The following is a 19,387-nucleotide window of genomic DNA, read 5'->3' on the forward strand; positions in this document are numbered from 1 at the left end:
GGAGCACGGCCGTGACCATCGAGCTGACCGACAGGGTTGTACTGACCGACAGGATCGAGATGGCCGACAGCGGAGAGCTGACTCTGGACGACTTGTTCGAGCGGCTGGAGCAGATGCCAGTCCCCGAGGGCTACAAGGTCGAGATCGTCAAGGGGGCCATCTTCATGTCGCCGCAGCGGAGGAATCACTGGGACACGATCAGCGCTGTCTATGAGCAGTTGCGTGCCCAGTATGCGAGGAAGCGCCTGGCATCGGACGTCCGGTTCGACTTCCCGGACCTCAACGGCCTCTGTCCAGACCTGGTCGCCCTGAAGGAGGACGCGAAGGCGGACGACAAGGGCCGGTGCAGGCCCGAGGATATGGAGTTCGTCCTCGAGGTCATCTCCAAGTCGACGGCCGCCAACGATTACGGCGACAAGAAGGCGGTGTACGCCGAGGCCGAGGTGCCCGTGTACCTGATCGCCGATCCGTACACCGGCAGGTGCCACCTCTACACGCACCCCAAGGGGAGCGAGTATCTGAGCGAACTGACGGTCGCCTTCGGCGAACCGATCGACTTGACGGGCACGGTCGTCGGGCTCACCCTCACCACGGACGAGTTTTCCCGCGACTGACACCCAGCAGCGCACAGAGCGCCCCGATCCGGTTGGTCGTGATCGAGTCGACGCCCGCGTGCAGCAGCCGCGCCATGGACCGCCGGGTGTCGGCGGTCCAGGCGGAGACCAGCAGCCCGGCGGCGTGGTCGCGGGCGACCAGCTCCGGGGAGATCAGCCCGAAGCGGTAGTTGAGCCAGCGGGGGCGCAGCTCGGCGAGCAGCGTCGGGCGGGGCGGGGTCAGCGTGGTCCAGGTCAGGGCGATCTCGGCGTCCGGGTCCTCGCCGCGCACGGCGTACATGGCCGCCGGACCGCCGCAGTAGTAGGCGCGGTCGGCCGCCCCGGACTCGTGGACCTCGGTGACGGCGCAGTGCGCGGCCGAGGCGTCGGGGAGGTCGATCATCACGCGGGTCGAGTCGGCTGCGGCGAGGGCGTCCCGCAGAAAGGGGACACCGCCGCCGGTGAGCCGCCGCACCTCGTTGCCGGTCAGCGCGGCGAGGGGGCGGTCGTGCCCCCACAGCCGCTTGAGGGTCGCGTCATGGAGCAGCATCGGGACGCCGTCCTCGGTCAGCCGCACATCGATCTCCACGGCACCGGCCCCCGCGAGCACCGCGGAGCGGATCGAGGCCAGGGTGTTCTCGCGGCACACATACGGGTCGCCGCGGTGGCCGACCGCCGTGCACGCCGTGGCCGATGCGGTCATCGGCCCGCGGCCGCCGTGTAGCCGTCGATCTCGGCCGACAGCCGCGCCTTGTCCGCCGGTTCCATGAAGGACGCCTCGACCGCGTTCTTCGCGAGGGCCGCGACCCCCGCCGCGTCCAGGTCCAGCAGCCGGGCCGCCACCGCGTACTCGGTGTTGAGGTCCGTGCCGAACATGGGCGGATCGTCGCTGTTGATGGTCACCAGCACCCCGGCCTCGACCATCTCCCTCAGCGGGTGCTCGTCCAGCGTGGCGACCGCGCGGGTGGCGATGTTGGAGGTGGGGCACACCTCGAGCGGGATCCGGCGCTCGGCGAGGTGTGCGAGCAGCTTCGGGTCGCGGGTGGCGCTGGTGCCGTGGCCGATGCGCTCGGCGCGCAGCTCGGTGAGCGCGTCCCAGATGGTCTCGGGGCCGGTGGTCTCGCCCGCGTGCGGGACGCTGTGCAGCCCGGCCGCGATGGCGCGGTCGAAGTACGGCTTGAACTGCGGGCGCGGCACACCGATCTCGGGCCCGCCGAGGCCGAAGCCGACCAGGCCCGCCGGGCCCAGGTCACAGGCGATGCGGGCGGTCTCCTCGGCGGACTCGAGCCCCGCCTCGCCGGGGATGTCGAAGCACCAGCGCAGCACGGTGCCCAGCTCGGTCTCCGCGGCCTTGCGGGCGTCCTCGATCGCCTCGACGAAGGCGACGTCAGGGATGCCGCGCCGCGTCGAGCTGTACGGGGTGACGGTCAGTTCGGCGTAGCGGATGTTCTGCCGGGCCATGTCGCGGGCTATCTCGTAGGTGAGCAGCCGTACGTCGTCGGCGTCGCGCACGAGGTCGACGACGGAGAGGTAGACCTGGATGAAGTGCGCGAAGTCGCGGAAGACGAAATAGTCGGCGAGCGCCTCGGGGTCGGTGGGGACCTTGGAGTCGGGGTGGCGGGCGGCGAGCTCGGCCACGATGCGCGGGGACGCCGAGCCGACATGGTGCACATGCAGCTCCGCCTTGGGGAGACCGGCGATGAAGGTGGTGAGATCGGTCAACGGATCCTCCGGGAGGCGGCCGGCTGAGACGGGCTCCGGTCATCGTAATCGGGTGCCCGCCCGGGGTCGGCACAGGCCGGGTCGGGGGCTGGGTACAGGCCGCGGCGGGGCCCGGTCCGGGCCGCTACACGGGCCGGGCACAGGCCGTAGCATGGGCGGACATCACCTGGGGGGAGAGCATGGCCGACCAGCCTGAGCATTCCGGACAGCCGCCGCGCCCGGAGCCGCGCGAGAGCGATCCGTGGGCCCCGCCGGAGCAGCGGGTGCCGCTGGACAAGCCGACCGCCACGCCTTCGCCGGCCGCACCGTCGGTGGGCGCGTCGCCGCTGCCGGGACCACCGCCCGTGCCGGGCGCGCCGCTGCCGGGAGCGCCCCCCGTCCCGCCGCCGAGCCCGGTGATGGGGCCCGGCGCGGTACCCCCGCCGCCCCCGGCGCCGACCGGCCCCGGCACGCCGAGCGCCTACCAGCCCCAGCCCGGGCCGTACGGGGCGGGCCCGTACACGACCACCGGCTACGGTCAGCCCGGCTATGGCCAGCCCGGTTACGGTCAGCCCCCGTACGGAGCACAGCCCGCCTACCCCGGCTACCCGGGCTACGGCTATCCAGGCCCGGCCTACGGGCCCGCGCCCTTTGCCCCCGACAACGGCAACGGCACGGCCGCCCTGGTGCTGGGCATCGTCGGCGCCGTCCTCTTCTTCAGCATCGTCTTCGGCATCATCCTCGGCGTGCTCGCGATCATCTTCGGGGTGCTCGGCCGCGCCAAGGCCGCGCGCGGCGAGGCCGACAACGGCGGACAGGCCCTGGCCGGACTCATCCTCGGGGTGGTCGCCGTGGTCGCGAGCGTCGTGATCATCTTCGTCTATAACGCGACGGACGACTACGACCCGGACGCAGGCGGACCCGGCTACTCCGATGCGGCCGCCGTGGCCGTGTACTCTCCGGCCGACAGTCGCTGACGGGCCTCCATCAGCGCGAAGCCCAGCAGATTCAGCCCGCGCCAGCGGGCCGGGTCCTGGGCCCGCTCGTCGTCCGCCGCCAGGCCGATGCCCCAGACACGGTCCAGCGGGCTGGCCTCCGCCAGCACCCGCGCCCCCGTCCCCAGCAGGTACTCGCGCAGCCGCGGATCGGCGCCGAACTTGTGGACGCTGCCCTGGACCACCAGCTCGAAGCGGTGTCGCTCCCACTCCGCCTCGTCGAAGCCGAGCACCGAACGGCCCGCGTCCTTGGCCTGCTTGGGATGGACCGCCTCCAGCGCCCGCCGTTCCGCTTCCGCGTCGCCGAACAGCCGGGCCTTGCCCGCCATCATCCAGTGCTCTGCCGTGGCGTACCGGACGCCGTCGACGACGAACTCCGAGGGCCACCACTGGCTGAAACACCCGGGACCCACGCCCCCGCCACGCGGCGGCCGATGCCCCCAGAACCACACGTACTTGAAGCGCTCGCCACGCTCCACCCGCTCGGTCAGCTCCGCCACCGAACGCGGCCCCCCGTGCGCCGAATCCGAAACCGAATCCGAAACCGAACCCGAAACCGAATCCGTATCCCCGTTCGTCTCCATGCCCGGATTCTCGCATCCGCCACCGACAGCACGTGATGAGCTGCCGTAACGGCTTGTGCTTGTAGTTCCGTCAGCCCATAACATTGCACGGCACTTCATCAGGAGGGGAGACAACTCATGTCCGCAGCCAACCCACAGCCCGGCCCATACGACCCGAACCAGTACGGTGCGCCCCAGCCACCCGTCCAACCGCCCACTCAGCCGCCCGGCCAGCCCCAGTACTACCCCGGGGCCGGCTACCCCGCCGCGCCGCCCGTCTACCCGGGGGCCGCCGGGGCCGCCGGGATGCCCATGCAGCAGAGCAACGGCATGGGGACCGCCGCGCTGGTCTGCGGCATCGTCGGGCTGGTGTGCGGGATCACCTACTTCCTGTGGTTCTTCGCCATCATCCTGGGCATCCTCGCGATCATCTTCGGCGCCATCGGCAAGGGCAAGGTGGGCCGCGGCGAGGCCAGCAACGCCGGGTCGGCCACCGCGGGCCTGGTCTGCGGAATCATCGGCATGGTCGTCCCCGCCATCTACCTGATGGCCCTCGACGCCGCACTGGACTCCATCTTCTAGTCGGGTCCCGGGGACCGAAAGCGGTGACGTCGGCGCCGCCCCGATGACCTGGGCCATCGCTTGGCGATGGTCGGTGACGGGGTGGCGGGCCGACGGTGTGGAACACAGCCGTCGATGCGAACAGCGGGAGGCGGCACGGGAGTCGACCTGCGCTTGTAGGGTGACCGGGTGCATCGGGATCTCTTCGCGGCGTTGACGGCCGGACGTACCGAGCCCTTGCGGGACTGGCTCTCCCAGCAGGACGTCAGGACCAGCACGTTGAGAGCGCTGCCGCGCTGGGACGCGGAGGCTCCGAGGGACGGCGTGCCCACCAGCCGCAGACCTCCGGGCAGGAGAGTGGAAGCGGCGCAGGAAGTGGCCGTCCAATTGCCGCGGGCCGCGCGAGTCGCCGGCGGCCCGGCCCTCCTGCTGCTGTACATCCTCCTGGAAGTCGAGGAGGCATGGGAAGTCTCCTATCACTACCGCCCGTTGTGGGACACCTTGCGTGGTGCGCAAGACGCATTACGTGATCAGCCGCTGGGGCTCGCGGAGGGGGACCAGGCGGCCGCGGGGGCCGTTCTGGCGCTGATGGAGAGCCTGGACGCGCAAATCCTGACGGAAAACGCCTTGATGTGCGGGCGCCTGGCCAGTTGCGCCGACGCTGCCGAACTGGCAGTGGAAAAAGGGCGTGAAGCCGTGGATCTGGCCCTGCGGGCAGCCATCGGCCTCCCGGAATTGAGCACCTGGCTCGTGGCGGTGGCCAGGCGGTACTGCCTCTGGCATGAAGCGGTCGCCCGCGCCGCGCGGGCGATTGTGGCGTTCTTGGACACGGGCGCGTCGCTCGACGACGCGATTTCCGCCGTCGCGGAAGCGGAGCGGGCGATGGCCGGCCATCGCTGGCGCAGCGAACTGAGGGCCCATCGGGCCAGTCTCCTGGCGCTCAACCAGCACAAGGACGCCGAATGGTTGCGCATCGACCATGGAAGCGTGGTGTTCATCTATCCCTTCGCCGTCCGCGGGCTCACCCCCGAGCAGGTGGTGGCGGCGGGCGGCGATGCCGCCGGGTGGCGGTTGGCCGGGGCCGCTCCGCTCGATGTTCATGACGCACTCGACCTCGATGACATCTGGGACGGTTCGGACCCTTTGGGGCGGGGCTATGACGGCACTTTCCTCGAACTGCCCGACGTCGCCATCCGCAGTGTCGACGGAATCGAGCTCGGGACGCTCACCGCGCAGATTCTGTTCTCTCGCCTTGGAAATCACTATGTGAGATTCCATGCTGAACTCGTCGAATCCTCGCCCATGGACGTCCATGCCATGCTGATGCGCGCCGCACCGGAACACGGGGTCGTGCGCGTGGGATTTCGGGCCGCCGAGCCGGACGGGCAGGTCTGGCCCAGGCTCTCGGACTTCGCCATGCAGCTTGTGGACGATGTGAGCGTGGCACTCCAGGAGTCCGCAGGGGGGAACTCGGTCCGCAGCGTGGCCAGGCCGGGTATGTTTCAGGTTGTTGTCTCGGTAAACGAGGCCTCGAAGGCCTTGGGTCCGGCCGGGAACAGCGGCAGAAGTGAAGTGCTCACCGTCGAGGAATTCAATTCAGCGGTGGGAGCTCAGGTTCTCACCAGCCCGGTCGCCTCCGACATCGGATCCCTGGCCGAGTGGATCCGCTATCCGGCCCATGATTCGGCTGGGGTCGACGCGATGGGCCTGACCACGGACTGGACGGTGCGGACCTGCAACACCGTGCTCCTGGTGGCTCCCGGAACACCTGAATGGGTTACTGGAACCCGCAGCAGCATGGCCGAGTTCGTGGCCTCTCTCGATGGCCTGTTCGCGGGCTGGTCGCATGAGCTGGCCAGCCACTACACGAGGGCCAAGGAATTCCAGCGCAGGGTCGCCGAGGCGGGGGCGATGGACGATCTCCCGGCGGACGCGCTCGGCGATCTCTCCGCCCAGCTGGACGAGGAGCGGCTGCGGCTGAACAATTTCGCCGTCGAGGCCCGCTCAACGATGGCCCTGATACGTTCGCCTTCACTTGTTTCCTCCCCCGTGTGCGCCGCCATGCTCGGATTGCTGCTCGACCGGTCCGGATACCACGCGCGCGTCGAGGAGATCGTCCTGAAAATCGAAGAGGTCGCACACGAACAACTCGGCTTGGCGATCGAAAAACTGTCGCAGCAGCGTGCCGATCGGGAATCCAGGGAAGAAGTCAGAACTGAACGGCAGCAGCGTGCAAAGCTTGACACCATGCTCGCCGTCATCGCCGCCGTGGGCGTCTCGGGCCTCGGCCAGATATTGCAGGCCGGTTATGACATTCAGGCGGCAGGTGCGGTGGCGATCATCATGGTGATCGTGATTATGGCGGTTCTGGTGGGCGGCTGGTTCTGGCGGGCAGCCGGAAGAAGGGATTCGTAGGGTGCGTCCCGGGTTGCGTATGGTGCACGTGGGTGATGGCGATGACGCCCTGCTCTCGCGGGTGTACGGGGACCTGCTGCTCGCGTACTTCCCAGCGAACGAGCTCGAGTCGTTTGACGAACTGCGGTCGGGGCTGGCGAAAGATCTCAGACTCGTCACCACGATCGTGAACGAGGATTCTCTGCCCGTTGCCGTTGCTGTCGGCGACTGGTCACCCGAGTCGGGGGTGCTTCTGCTCGCGTACCTCGCCGTCCACACCGACGCCCGCTCCAGCGGACTCGGCGGCTGGTTGATGGAGGAGGTGAGCGGTGGTTGGCAACGTCGCTTCCGGCCCCGGCTGACTCTCACAGAACTCGAACATCCGCTGGCTCATGAAAGCGATGAGGTACTCGGCGACCCCGTGGCGAGGCTGCGTTTCTACGCACGATGCGGCGGCAGCGCTCTCGACGTGCCGTACTTCCAGCCGGCCCTGGGCGGCGGCATGGACCGGGTCTACGGGATGCTCCTCGTGATGCTGTCGGGCGGCGCCGAAGCGGATGAGCGGTCCGGTGCCAAGGTCCCCGCCGGTCCTGTACGGGAGTTCATGGAGCGGTATTTCCTCGACACCGAGGGCGCGATCCCCGTCGACCTGCCCGCCAGGCGATTGTGGCAGGCGATGGATCGCCCTGGAGGCATTCCTCTGCTTCCCCTCACCGACGTGCGGAGGCTACCCCTGTCCGTCCCCGGGCGACTCGGCCGCCCGTGACGGTGGGGCGGACGCCATCGCACGTTGCCCCCACCACAGCGCCCACAGCAGACAGCCGGACAGACACCAGCTCCCCGCCACGTCCAGCGGCCAGTGGTAGCCGCGCCGGACCAGCCCCACACCGACCGCGAGGTTCACCAGCACCACCGCCCCGATGAGCGCTCGGCGAAGCGGCAGGCCGCGGAGGTACGGGCGCAGCAGCAGAACGGCCGCGCCGTAGGCGACCGCGGCGGTGGCGGCGTGGCCCGAGGGGTAGAAGCCGGAGCCGTCGGCGAGGGGGCCGGGCGGGCCGGGGCGGTCGACCAGCGCCTTGACCGGGGCGACGAGGGCCGGCACCGCCGCCATCGCCGCGGCGGCGGCCAGCGGCGGCGGCCACCAGCGCACCGCCCCGGCGCGCCGCTCCCGCCACGCCGCCCAGCCCAGCACGGCCGCGAGCACCGGCAGGGCCACGGCCATGTTGCCGAGATCGGCGAAGAACTCGGCGGCGGGGGAGGGGAGGAGCGTGGGGCCGAGTCCTGAGGACGCGGTGAGCGCCCTGGCGAGCCGCTCGTCGAGGGAGTGCAGCGGGCCGTGGGCGGCCACCTGCCAGGTACACAGCGCGAACAGTGCCAACAGCGCCGCCGGCGCGAGGACGGGCGCGAGGGCTGCCCGGGAAATGATCGGCGGCCCCGGAACAGGGGGGGTGGTTCCGGGGCCGCCGTAGTGACCGGTGTACCGCGCGCCCCGGGGGGTTTGGGGCGGGCGGCCATCCGATCGGTGAGGAGATCCGGAGCCGGAGGCTCCAGTGGTGTGCGCGAGGGCACAGCCGGGTCGGGGCTGGGGAAGCACCGGCTCGGCGTCGCTCGCAGTCCCCTGCGAGCGGGGTGTTTCTCTCATCTGCCATGACCGTACGGCAGCGAAGGCGCGCCCGACAGGCCGATCACCCAGCTGTCATCGCCCTCGCACATCTTCTTCACGCCGCCCATCGATCACTCACAGTCACAGCAGCCCGAACGCCTCTTCGAGGATGTCCAGCCCCTCGTTCAGCAGCTCCTCGCCGATGACCAGCGGCGGCAGGAAGCGCAGCACATTCCCGTAGGTGCCGCAGGTCAGCACCAGCAGGCCCGCGGCGTGACAGGCCTTGGCCACCGCCGCCGTCGCCTCCGGGTTCGGGTCCTTGGTGCCGGACTTCACCAGCTCGATGGCGATCATGGCGCCGCGGCCGCGGAGGTCGCCGATGATGTCGTGCTTCTCCTGGAGGGCGGCCAGGCGGGTTTTCATGATGTGTTCGATGCGCTGGGCTTTGCTGTTGAGGTCGAGGTCGCGCATGGTCTGGATGGAGCCGAGAGCGGCGGCGCAGGCGACGGGGTTGCCGCCGTAGGTGCCGCCGAGGCCGCCGGTGTGGGCGGCGTCCATGATGTCGGCGCGGCCGGTGACGGCGGCGAGGGGGAGGCCGCCGGCGATGCCCTTGGCGGTGGTGATGAGGTCGGGGACGAGGTTTTCGTGTTCGCTGGCGAACCACTGTCCGGTGCGGCAGAAGCCGGACTGGATCTCGTCGGCGACGAAGACGATGCCGTTGGCGCGGGCGAAGTCGGCGATCTTGGGGAGGAAGCCCGGGGCGGGCTCGATGAAGCCGCCCTCGCCGAGGACGGGTTCGATGATGATGGCGGCGACGTTGTCGGGGCCGACCTGCTTGGTGATCATGTCGATGGCCTGGGCGGCGGCTTCGTCGGCGCAGTTGTCGGGGCCGGTGGGCCAGCGGTAGGGATAGGCGACCGGGACCCGGTAGACCTCGGGCGCGAACGGTCCGAAGCCGTGCTTGTACGGCATGTTCTTCGAGGTCAGCGCCATGGTGAGGTTGGTGCGGCCGTGGTAGCCGTGGTCGAAGACGACGACGGCCTGGCGCTTGGTGTAGGCGCGGGCGATCTTGACGGCATTCTCGACGGCTTCGGCGCCGGAGTTGAAGAGGGCGGACTTTTTGGGGTGGTCGCCGGGGGTGAGGGCGGCGAGTTCCTCGCAGACCTCTACGTAGCTCTCGTAGGGCGTGACCATGAAGCAGGTGTGGGTGAAGTCGGCGAGCTGGGCGGTGGCGCGGCGGACCACGGCTTCGGCGCTGGAGCCGACGGAGGTCACGGCGATGCCGGAGCCGAAGTCGATGAGGGAGTTGCCGTCCACGTCCTCGATCACCCCGCCGCCCGCCCGCACGGCGAACACCGGCAGAACGGTCCCGACCCCGTTCGCCACCGCCGCGGTCTTGCGCGCGAGCAGCTCCTGGGACTTCGGGCCGGGAATCGCGGTGACGACGCGGCGCTCCTGCGGGAGGGACGGGCCTCCGGACAATTCGGTCATGGGTGCTCCAGGTGGTCCAGGGGAAGAACGGCGGTATCAGCGGTATTACTCGCAGGCTAGGCGGGGTGGGGCGGGTGCGGCATGTTCCGTTCGGGAGCAGTGGGCGTGTTGCGTTGTCCTCGGCGGACATAGCGCGGAGCTCCGTCACTGCCGCTCGGTCGCGGCCCGCGGGACGCGGGTACCGCCGGGGTCGCTGAACTCCCCGGCCGGGAACACTAGATTGGACGCCGGCGCGTCAGTGCGCGTCAGCGCGGTGACACGAGGCAAAAGCACAGCAGGTCAGGGGTCAAGGGGCAGCAGATGGACACCGACGGCACGTTCGACTCACGCGGCACCCACCGCAACGCACCCCCACACCCGGCCGCCCCACCCCCGTTCTCCACCCCTCCGCCTTTCCCTGCTCCACCCGCCGGGCCGCCGCCCGCCGCGGGGCTGCCTGCGCATCCCCACCAGACGCCCCCGACCCCGCCTCAGCCGTTGGTCCCGCCGCCCGCAAGCCGTCCGGCGGGCCCGCCGCCGATGCCGCCGGGCCCGGCTGGGGCTCCGTCGGGGGACAGGCCATCCCTGATCGCCTGGCTGCGTACGTCCCGGCCTGAGGCCGCGCCGGGGGTGTGGACTTACGGGTACAGGCCCAAGGCGCCGGAGGATCCGGAGCGGATTCCTGACCGTCGGCTGGTTGCCGGGGCGCTCATCGCGGCGCTCTGCGGCTGGCTGGTGGGGGCGATGCTCTGGAACAACTATTTTGGCGGCTACTGGTTGTGGCCACTCGATTTGCTGACCCCCGACTCCTGGGCCGAGAACGGGGAGATGGCGTATGTCGTCGCGACGTACGCCTATTACGCGATCTTCGCCTTCGCCATCATCGTGATCTTCGGTCGCGTCGGCCACTGGGCCGAAGTCTGGCGCCGATACGTGGCCCCCCTCTTCCGCCGCGCATGGGACGACCCCGGCTCCTCCCCCGTCCCCACCGACCCCCAGGCCGACCCCGCCCAGTGGCCGGAGCTGCGCGCCTCCGGGGCGCACAGTGCGGCTGATCGGCTGGCGGAGGAGGCGCGGGCCGGGCGGATGAACGATGTGGATCACGCCCGGATCCAGCGGGCCTGGCAGACCGTGCGAGCCGGACGGGGCTCGCTCGCCGCCTTCACCGACACCGTGCTGCGCCAAGGCGCCGCCGCGCATACGCACCCTTCGGGCGCGCGCGACCTGCCCGCCCGTACGGCCGAGCACGACCTGGTCGCCCGCCAGGTCCGCATCGGCACCGCCGTCGACGACCTCCGCAACCCCTACCAGCACCGCGGTGTCGGCCTCGCCCTCGACCCCGATGTGCTCGGCACCTCCCTGCTGGCCGTCGGGCCGGCCGGGACGGGGAAGACCGGGCGGCTGGTGCGGCCCGTGGTGGAGGCGCTGTGCCTCCAGGCGCTCGCGGGGCAGGTGGCCGTGGTGGTCGTGGGGGCGGCGGGGTCGGGGCTCGGCGGCGACGAGGCGTTCGACGTCGTGGTGAAGGTCGGGCGCCCCGACTCCGTGTACGACCTCGACCTGTACGGCGGCACCAGCGACCCCGACGAGGCCGCGGGCGTCCTCGCCGAGGCCCTGATCGGTGATATGACGGCCTCGTTGCCGGGCGGGGACAGCCGCCGGGCGGCCACGGCGCTCGCCCAGCTGCTCGGCCCGTATCGCGCCGCCCACGGCCGTTTCCCGTCCGTGCCCGAGCTGCGCGAGCTGCTGGACGGCTCGAAGGTTGCGGTGAGCGCGCTCCGCGAGGCGCTGGACGCGGCCGGGCAGTCGGCGCAGGCGCGTGAGCTGGATGCGCGGGTGCGGCAGGCCGGTAGCCCCGGTGATGTGGGGGCGCTGCTCGCCGACCGGATCGCGCTGCTCGACCGGCCGGTGTTCGCCGACTTCTTCGACACGCGCGGCGACCGCCGTCCCTTCTCGCTGCGCGCCCTCGAGCACCCGCTGCGGGTGCGGATCGATCTGCCCGAGCGCGGCCATGTCGAGGCGTCCCGGATGCTGGCCCGCCTGGTCCTGGCGCAGTTCACCGAGTGCGCCGTGGGCCGCGCCGACCGGTCGCTCTTCGCCTGCCTGGTCCTCGACGACGCCTCGCACACCGTCACCCCCGAGGCGCTGCGCGGCATCCAGCGACTGCGCTCCGCCAACGCGGGCGTCGTCCTGACCCTGCGCACCCTGGACGATGTGCCCGAAATGCTGCGCAGCGCGCTGCTCGGCGCGGTCGGCTGCCGGATGGCCTACGCCGGGGTGACCACCTGGGACGGGGCGCGGTTCGCCGAGGTGTGGGGTACGGAGTGGGTCGAGGCGCGGGACGTCACCGACCGCCAGATCATCGCGGAGGAGCCCTTCACCAAGGTGTTGCACTTCATCCGGAAGGTGGTCACCGGCAAGGCCGTGACGACCCAGTCGGTGACCGTCCGGAAGGTCGAGCGCGAGCGCTGGTCGGCCTCGGAGCTCGCGCACGCGGTGCCCGCGGGGCACGCCGTGCTGTCGGTGACCTCCGTCCGGGGCGAGAGCGGCCCGCCGGTGCTGGTGGATCTGCGCGCCTGACTTCCATACGTGCGGGGGTGCGGGCACCCCGCCCCCGGCAGCCCTGGCGCCCCGTCCGCTCCCGCGCACAGCCGAAATTCGATGTTCCTCGATTTCCTGAATTCGTCCATTGAGGCAGAATCGGTTGCGGCCGTTCATACGGGACGGCAAAGTCTTCGTGCCGAAGTCGCACGGAAACCGCATCGAAGCCCACCGAAGGTGCCATGCCTCCCACCCTCGCCTCACTGGTCCACCACACCGCGCTGAAGCTGTCCGTGCTCGCGGGGGAGGACCGGCTGGAGACGCCCGTGCGCTGGGCACACGTCAGCGAGCTCGCCGACCCCGTGCCCTATATGGAGGGCGGCGAGCTGCTGCTGACCACCGCGATGAAGCTCGACGCCGAGGATCCGGAGGCGATGGGCCGCTATGTGCGGCGGCTGGTCGGAGCCGGGGTCGTGGGGCTCGGGTTCGCGGTCGGGGTCAACCATGACGAGGTGCCCGCCGCGCTCGTGACCGCGGCGAAGGAGGAGGGCCTGCCGCTGCTGGAAGTGCCGCGTCGCACCCCCTTCATCGCCATCAGCAAGGCCGTGTCCGCGGCCATCGCCGCCGAGCAGTACCGCGCGGTGACGGCCGGGTTCGAGGCGCAGCGCGAGCTGACCCGGGCCGCGATCGGCGCCGAGGGGCCCGCCGCGCTGCTCGCGCGGCTGGCCGCGCACCTCGACGGCTGGGCGGCGCTGTACGACGCGTCCGGCGCGGTGGTCGCGGCCGCCCCCGACTGGGCGGCCCGGCGCGCCGCCCGGCTCACCGCCGACGTGGAGCGGCTGCGCAGCCGCCCCGCCCCCGCGAGCGCCGTCGTCGGAGGCGGAGGCGGAGGCGGAGGCGGAGGCGGAGGCGGCGCCGGGGCCGGGGACGAGGACGACGGCGGCGACGGCGGGGCAAGCGGTGCTGCCGAGGGTGCGGATTCGGCCGATGAGGCGGTGGCGGACCGGGTGGAGCTCCAGTCGCTGGGCACCGGCCGCCGGACCCGCGGCGTGCTCGCGGTCGGCACGGGCGCGCCCCTGGGCACCGCCGAGCGCTATGCCGTGCACTCGGCGGTGGCGCTGCTGACCCTGACGACCGAGCGTTCCCGCGCCCTCCAGGAGGCCGAGCAGCGGCTCGGCGCCGCCGTGCTGCGGATGCTGCTCGCGGGCGAGCCCGACCATGCCCGGGCGGTCGCCGGGCAGCTGTACGGCGGACTGCTGGACGCGCCCTTCCGGATGCTCGTCGCCGAGGCCGCGCCGGGCGGCGGGTCCCAGCAGCCGGGCGCGGCGGCCGTGGCGGACGAGCCGGCGGCGGAGGGCCAGGTCGGCACGGGGCAGGCCGGCACGGGTCAGGCCGACGCGGCCCCCGGCGGTACGGGCGCGGGCGGCTCGGCAGCGGCCCGTAAGGGAACCGGGACAGCCAAAGGCACCGGCGCGGCACAGGCCGAGGCGGCCCCGGCGGACGACCCGCTCAGCGCGCTCGCCGACGCGATGGAGGCGGCCGCCGCCCGCGGCGGCGAGGCCGTGCTGGTGGTGCCCGACGGCGAGCGCCTCATCGTGCTGGCCCCCGACGGTGGCGCCGCGGTCTCCGCCTGCGGCGAGCACGCCGAGGCGGTCGAGAGCCGCCGCGGCACCGCGGCCCGCCCGCGCGACCGCAGCGCCGCGCCCCCGGGCGACGACCTCGGCGACCTCGTGATCGGGTTGTCCGCCCCGGCGGGCCCGACGGCCGCCGCGGCCGCCTACCGCCAGGCGGAGCAGGCGCTCTCGGTGGCCCGGCGACGCGGCCGGGTGCTGGTCGAGCACGAGGAGGTCGCCGCGGGCTCGGTACTGCCGCTGCTGGCCGACGACGCCGTACGGGCCTTCGCCGACGGCATGCTGCGGGCGCTGCGGGACCACGACGCGACGGGCCGCGGCGACCTGGTGGCCTCGCTGCGCGCCTGGCTGTCCCGGCACGGCCAGTGGGACGCGGCGGCGGCCGACCTCGGTGTCCACCGGCACACCCTCCGCTACCGGATGCGCCGCGTCGAGGAGATCCTCGGCCGCTCGCTGGACGACCCCGATGTGCGCATGGAGTTGTGGCTGGCCCTCAAGGCCACCGCGCCAGGAGCCCCGCACAGCTGAGCCCACCCACCCCAACCCCGTCCCCAGCCCGCACCCACCCCACCAATGCGGAGCGCGGCGGGGGCCGACTGCTACGCGCCGGACAAACCGCTTTCCGCCCGGCCGCGCCTACGGTGGAGGTGGAGACACCTCCGCACCATCACCCCACCACTTCCGGAAGGTCGGGATCCGCCGTGCCAGACACAAACGAAGCCGTCACTCACTCGTTCTGGCTCGCCGGCCGCGAGGCCACGGGCGAGAGCACCTTCGAGGTCAGGTCCCCCTGGGACGGCCGTCTCGTCGGCACGGTGAGTGTTCCCACCGAGGCCCAGGTCGAGGAGGCCGTCGCGGCCGCCGCGGCCGTCCAGGACGACTTCGCCGCCACCCCCGCGTACGTGAGGGCCGCCGCCCTCGACCATGTCTCACGGCGGCTCGCCGAGCGCGCCGAGGAGATCGCGGGGCTCATCTCCGCCGAGAACGGCAAGCCCCTGAAGTGGGCGCGCGGTGAGGTCGGCCGGGCCGTGTCCGTGTTCCGGTTCGCCGCCGAGGAGGCCCGCCGGTTCAACGGCGGAGACGCGCAGCGGCTGGACACCGACCCGGGCGGCACCGGTCGGCTGGCGCTGACCCGCCGCTTCCCGCGCGGGGCCGTGCTGGGCATCGCGCCGTTCAACTTCCCGCTGAACCTGTGCGCCCACAAGGTCGCCCCGGCGCTCGCCGTCGGCGCGCCGATCATCCTCAAGCCGGCCCCGGCCACGCCGCTGTCCGCGCTGCTCCTCGGCGAGCTGCTGGCCGAGACCGACCTGCCCGCGGGTTCCTGGAGCGTGCTGCCGGTGCCCAACGACCGGATGCCCGCGCTCGTCCAGGACGAGCGGCTGCCGGTGATCTCCTTCACCGGCTCCGACAAGGTCGGCTACGCCATCAAGGAGTCCGTGCCGCTCAAGCACTGCACGCTGGAGCTCGGCGGCAACGGCGCCGCGGTCGTGCTGGGCGACTACACCTCCGAGGTCGGCCTGCAGTGGGCGGCGGGCCGCATCGGGACCTTCTCCAACTACCAGGCCGGGCAGTCCTGCATCTCCGTGCAGCGGGTGATCGCGGACGCGTCCGTCTACGAGCGGCTCGTACCGAAGATCGTCGAGGCCGTCGAGGCCCAGGTCACCGGCGACCCCTCCGACGAGGCGACCGACGTCGGCCCGCTGGTCAGCGAGGACGCCGCCAAGCGCGTCGAGGCCTGGGTGGAGGAGGCGGTCCAGGGCGGTGCGAAGGTGCTGACGGGCGGCAAGCGCGAGGGCGCGGCCTATGCCCCGACGGTCCTCGCCGATGTGCCCGCCGACGCCCAGGTCTCCTGCGAGGAGGTCTTCGGCCCGGTGCTCATCGTCCGCAAGGTGGCGGGCGAGGAGGAGGCCTTCGCCGTGGTCAACGACTCCAAGTACGGGCTTCAGGCGGGCGTCTTCACCCACGATCTGCAGACCGCCTTCCGCGCCCACCGCGCGCTGGAGGTCGGCGGTGTGATCGTGGGCGACGTCCCGTCGTACCGCGCCGACCAGATGCCCTACGGCGGCACCAAGAAGTCCGGCGAGGGCCGTGAGGGCGTGCGCTACGCGATGGAGGACTACACGTACGAGCGGGTCCTCGTGCTCACCGGCCTCGACCTGTGAGCCGCGCCTGATGAGAGGCGCCTGACGAGGCGCGCCTGATGAGGCGCGCCCGACCTCATGACGAGCGCCCACGCGGAGGGTGACGTAGGTCCTCCGCGTGGGCGCGTGGCCCGTCATACCGGGCCGGGCCCGTGGTGTCGGGCCGGGCCCGTGGTGTCGGGCCGGGCCCGTCCTGTGGCGGCTCCGGACCCTCAACCGGAGAAGCCGAGACGGGCCAGTCTCAGGGCCCCGCGCAGCGTGATGTGCAGATCGTGCACGCCGGACGGGGGAGTGGGCAGGGCGGCGCCCACGGTGGTGTAGCGGTACGGGCCGCCGGTCGGCGGGATGGCGACCGTGGCGAGCGTGGTGTCGTCGGACAGGTGCAGCTCGACCGCCGCCGCCCCCGTGGTCTCCGCGTGCGCCGCCTCGACGGTGACGGTCCGCGCGCCCGCCCCGAAGTCGCAGCCGCGGAAGAGCAGCCGGCCGACCGTGTCGTCCCCACAGGCCACCGCGTCGCCGCGCACCTTGGTCAGATCCACCAGCGTGATCCCGTCCGCCGAGTCGAAGTCCGCGGCTGTCAGGCCCCGCTCCAGCACCGGGCGCGGGGCGGGCGGCGGGCCGTCGACGGTGATGGTGGCGGTGCGCCTGATGTCCGCGCTGGACGCGCCGGCATGGATCTCGTACGTGCCCGGATCGACGGCCCAGCGGCCGTGCGCCACGTCCCAGAAGCCCAGGGCCTCCTCGGCCGGGACGGTGAAGAACAGCCGCGCCGTCTCGCCCTGGCGCAGATGGACCCGGCGGTGGGCGATGAGCCGGCGGTGCGGGCGCGGAACGCGCGCCCCCGGGGCGCCGAGGTAGATCTGCACCACCTCGTCGCCGTCGCACGGGCCGACGTTGGTGATCTCGCACTCGACGGTGAGCGCGTCGGCCCCGCCCTCACTCTCGATCCGCTGTACCGACAGGTCCCCGTAGTCGAAGCGGGTGTACGACAGGCCGTGCCCGAACGGGAACAGCGGGGCGCCGTCGAAGTACAGATAGGTGGCGCGGGACGCGATGATGTCGTAGTCGAGCAGGTCGGGCAGCTCCTCCTCGGCGGCGTACCAGGTCTGCGGCAGCCGCCCGGCCGGTGAGACATCGCCGAACAGCACCCGCGCGAGCCCGGTCCCCGCCGCCTGCCCGCCGTGTGCCGTCCACAGCAGCGCGGGCAGCGCGTCGGCCGCCTCGCCCACCGCGTACGGATAGCTGGAGACCAGCACGAGCGCGGTGCGCGGATTGGCGGCGTGGGCGGCGCGCCACAGCCGCTCCTGCTGGGCGGGCAGCGCGAGGGTGGTGCGGTCCTCGGTCTCGCGCCCGTTGATGTGCGGGTCGTTGCCCGCCAGGACCAGCACGGTCGTGGCGCCCGCCGCGGCCCGCGCGACCGCGTCCTCGCCGCGCTCGACGACCTCCAGCGTGAAGACCGCCGGCCCGGCCGTCTCAGCCACCTCCGGCGCCCCGTCCGACCCGCCCGGCGCGGCAACCTTCAGGCCCTCGGCGGCGACACAGACGTACCCGCCCGTTCCCCTGTGCCGGAGGAGATGTCCCTCGCCGTGCCGCTCCAGCGTGAACGTCTCCTGGACCACCCAGCCCTCGGGCTGCTCGGCCGCGGCCCGTACGAACCCGTCCTCGGCCACGGTCAGATAGCGCCCCGACGGCGCGCAGAGCGTCAGCACGCCGCCGCCCCAGTCGGCCAGGGCCAGGTCGGTGGGCGCGGGGCCGAGGGTCACCGGCGGCAGATCGGTGCGCCCGGCCGTGTGCGCCGGGTTGAACGAGCCCTCCTGAGCCCGCTCCTCGACCGCCGTGTCGGGGACCCGCACCCACCCCGCCGCGGTGCGCAGCCGCACGGTGTCCGTCCCCTCCACGAACACCACGCGCTCCGCGCCGAGCCGTTCCACCAGCGCCTCGCGCGGTGTGCTGCGGCGGATCAGACTGCCGCTGTACCAGTCGAGCCGGCACGCGTCCGCGAGCGGGCCGACCACCGCGACGGTGCCCGCCGTGGCGTCGGACAGCGGCAGCAGCCCGTCGTTCTTGAGCAGGACGACCGCCTGCTCGGCGGCCTCCAGCGCGAGCGCCCGGTGGGTCGGGGTGTCGAAGCCGGCCGCCTCCGCCGGTTCGGCGGGCGGGTCGAACTCCCCCAGCGCGAAGCGCATGGTCAGCAGCCGCCGCACCGCGGCGTCGACGACCGACGCGTCGATCAGCCCGCGCCGCAGCGCGCCCCGCACCCGCTCGACGGTCTTCGACGCGTCCTGGTCGTGGTCGGTGAAGCTGTCCACCCCGGCCAGCAGGGCCGCGGCCACCGCCTCCTCATGGGTGTCGAAGTAGTGCTCGGAGTCCACCAGGTTGGAGGGCGCGCCCGCGTCGGAGCACACCACCAGCTCCTGCTCGGTCCAGGTGCGCAGCTGCTCCCGCAGATACGGGGAGACGTGGTTGGGCCGCCCGTTGACCAGGTTGTAGGCGGGCATCACGCCCGCCACCGCGCCCGCCCGCACGGCGCCGCGGAACGCCGCCAGGTCGTACTCGTGCAGCACGCGAGGCCGCACCGAGGAGGACGTGGTGTCCCGGCGGGTCTCGTTGTTGTGCGCCAGCCAGTGCTTGAGGACGGGCGCGGTGCGCCAGCGGTCCGGGTCGTCGCCGCGCAGCCCGCGGGTGTACGCGGTGGCCAGCGCCGAGGTGAGATACGGGTCCTCGGCGTAGCCCTCCTCGTTGCGGCCCCAGCGCGGGTCGCGCAGCAGATTCACCACCGGCGCCCACACATTGAGCCCGATCCGTTCGTCGTGGGCGTGCATGGCCCGTACCTCGTCGGCCACCGCCTCGCCGATCCGCCGCAGCAGCCCCGGATGCCAGGTCGCGCCCAGCCCGACCGCCTGCGGGAAGACCGTCGCGGGCCCCATCCAGGCCACCCCGTGCAGCGCTTCCTGCCCCGTACGGAAGGGCGCCAGGCCCAGCCGCTCCACCGCCGGCGCGAACTGGTGCAGCATCGCGATCCGCTCGTCGAGGGTGAGCCGCGTCAGCAGGTCCGCCACCCGCTTGCCGATCGGCAGCCGCGGATCACGGAAGGCCGGAAAGGGGGGTGTCGTCACATCGCTGGCCTGGCAGCCGCTCACGCGCGGATCCCCTCACGGAGGTCGGAGGTGTCATTCGAAGCGCTTCGATGCTGGTGC

14 protein-coding genes are annotated in these 19,387 nt (G+C 72.4%); 8 read left to right on the top strand and 6 right to left on the bottom strand.

Translation table 11 applies throughout. From position 1 onward, the window contains the following. Window positions 1-59: 59 nt before the first annotated feature. Entirely contained in the window at window positions 60-614 is a 555-nt protein-coding gene (locus tag ACZ4WQ_RS45650; protein WP_398377049.1) for a Uma2 family endonuclease, read from the top strand. Here the strand turns inward: ACZ4WQ_RS45650 and ACZ4WQ_RS45655 are convergent. Both ACZ4WQ_RS45655 and ACZ4WQ_RS45660 read right to left on the bottom strand, forming a co-directional pair. Next, window positions 586-1,296 carry a glycerophosphodiester phosphodiesterase gene (locus ACZ4WQ_RS45655; protein WP_398377021.1) on the bottom strand — a complete coding sequence of 237 codons (711 nt, stop codon included), beginning with the start codon at window positions 1,294-1,296 and terminating at the stop codon, window positions 586-588. The genes ACZ4WQ_RS45650 and ACZ4WQ_RS45655 overlap by 29 nt on opposite strands. Next, window positions 1,293-2,315 carry an adenosine deaminase gene (locus ACZ4WQ_RS45660; RefSeq protein ID WP_311727764.1) on the bottom strand — a complete coding sequence of 341 codons (1,023 nt, stop codon included), beginning with the start codon at window positions 2,313-2,315 and terminating at the stop codon, window positions 1,293-1,295. The genes ACZ4WQ_RS45655 and ACZ4WQ_RS45660 overlap by 4 nt, the downstream gene beginning before the upstream one ends. A gap of 179 nt (window positions 2,316-2,494) precedes the next feature. Here ACZ4WQ_RS45660 and ACZ4WQ_RS45665 point away from each other — a divergent pair, with 179 nt between their 5' ends. Beyond that, complete coding sequence (locus ACZ4WQ_RS45665) at window positions 2,495-3,271, top strand: DUF4190 domain-containing protein (RefSeq protein ID WP_398377019.1); 777 nt, start codon at window positions 2,495-2,497, stop codon at window positions 3,269-3,271. Here the strand turns inward: ACZ4WQ_RS45665 and ACZ4WQ_RS45670 are convergent. Further along, the gene (locus ACZ4WQ_RS45670; RefSeq protein WP_311727762.1) at window positions 3,220-3,873 is read right to left on the bottom strand and encodes an NADAR family protein; all 654 of its coding nucleotides are present in this window, start codon (window positions 3,871-3,873) and stop codon (window positions 3,220-3,222) included. The genes ACZ4WQ_RS45665 and ACZ4WQ_RS45670 overlap by 52 nt on opposite strands. Window positions 3,874-3,990: 117 nt before the next feature. Here ACZ4WQ_RS45670 and ACZ4WQ_RS45675 point away from each other — a divergent pair, with 117 nt between their 5' ends. The 3 genes from ACZ4WQ_RS45675 (at window position 3,991) to ACZ4WQ_RS45685 (ending at window position 7,573) form a co-directional block, all read left to right on the top strand. Further along, window positions 3,991-4,434, top strand: a complete 444-nt coding sequence (locus ACZ4WQ_RS45675) for a DUF4190 domain-containing protein (RefSeq protein ID WP_398377018.1) — start codon at window positions 3,991-3,993, stop codon at window positions 4,432-4,434. A 336-nt stretch (window positions 4,435-4,770) separates the two neighbouring features. Beyond that, a complete protein-coding gene (locus tag ACZ4WQ_RS45680) occupies window positions 4,771-6,828 on the top strand; it encodes a hypothetical protein (RefSeq protein WP_398377017.1) in 2,058 nt (685 codons plus the stop codon). A 19-nt stretch (window positions 6,829-6,847) separates the two neighbouring features. Continuing rightward, window positions 6,848-7,573: an N-acetyltransferase gene (locus ACZ4WQ_RS45685; RefSeq protein WP_398377015.1), complete on the top strand. Its 726-nt coding sequence runs from the start codon at window positions 6,848-6,850 to the stop codon at window positions 7,571-7,573. Here the strand turns inward: ACZ4WQ_RS45685 and ACZ4WQ_RS45690 are convergent. Both ACZ4WQ_RS45690 and gabT read right to left on the bottom strand, forming a co-directional pair. Beyond that, the gene (locus ACZ4WQ_RS45690; RefSeq protein WP_398377014.1) at window positions 7,535-8,185 is read right to left on the bottom strand and encodes a phosphatase PAP2 family protein; all 651 of its coding nucleotides are present in this window, start codon (window positions 8,183-8,185) and stop codon (window positions 7,535-7,537) included. The two genes, ACZ4WQ_RS45685 and ACZ4WQ_RS45690, sit on opposite strands and share 39 nt — an antisense overlap. 366 nt (window positions 8,186-8,551) lie before the next feature. After that, the gene (gene gabT, locus ACZ4WQ_RS45695; protein ID WP_398377012.1) at window positions 8,552-9,901 is read right to left on the bottom strand and encodes a 4-aminobutyrate--2-oxoglutarate transaminase; all 1,350 of its coding nucleotides are present in this window, start codon (window positions 9,899-9,901) and stop codon (window positions 8,552-8,554) included. A 300-nt stretch (window positions 9,902-10,201) separates the two neighbouring features. Between gabT and ACZ4WQ_RS45700 the strand changes: the two genes are divergently transcribed. The 3 genes from ACZ4WQ_RS45700 to ACZ4WQ_RS45710 all read left to right on the top strand — a co-directional run bounded on the left by ACZ4WQ_RS45700 (window position 10,202) and on the right by ACZ4WQ_RS45710 (window position 16,211). Continuing rightward, window positions 10,202-12,457 (top strand): ATP-binding protein, encoded by a 2,256-nt coding sequence (locus ACZ4WQ_RS45700; protein ID WP_398377011.1) that lies wholly within the window; start codon window positions 10,202-10,204, stop codon window positions 12,455-12,457. Between the two features lie 203 nt (window positions 12,458-12,660). Beyond that, complete coding sequence (locus ACZ4WQ_RS45705; protein WP_398377010.1) at window positions 12,661-14,577, top strand: PucR family transcriptional regulator; 1,917 nt, start codon at window positions 12,661-12,663, stop codon at window positions 14,575-14,577. A 173-nt stretch (window positions 14,578-14,750) separates the two neighbouring features. Continuing rightward, window positions 14,751-16,211 (top strand): aldehyde dehydrogenase family protein, encoded by a 1,461-nt coding sequence (locus tag ACZ4WQ_RS45710; protein WP_358847638.1) that lies wholly within the window; start codon window positions 14,751-14,753, stop codon window positions 16,209-16,211. A 191-nt stretch (window positions 16,212-16,402) separates the two neighbouring features. Here the strand turns inward: ACZ4WQ_RS45710 and ACZ4WQ_RS45715 are convergent, their stop codons facing one another. Beyond that, window positions 16,403-19,330, bottom strand: a complete 2,928-nt coding sequence (locus ACZ4WQ_RS45715) for a glycoside hydrolase family 3 C-terminal domain-containing protein (RefSeq protein ID WP_398377008.1) — start codon at window positions 19,328-19,330, stop codon at window positions 16,403-16,405. Window positions 19,331-19,387: the final 57 nt, after the last annotated feature.

Source organism: Streptomyces sp. NPDC028305 (assembly GCF_055569495.1).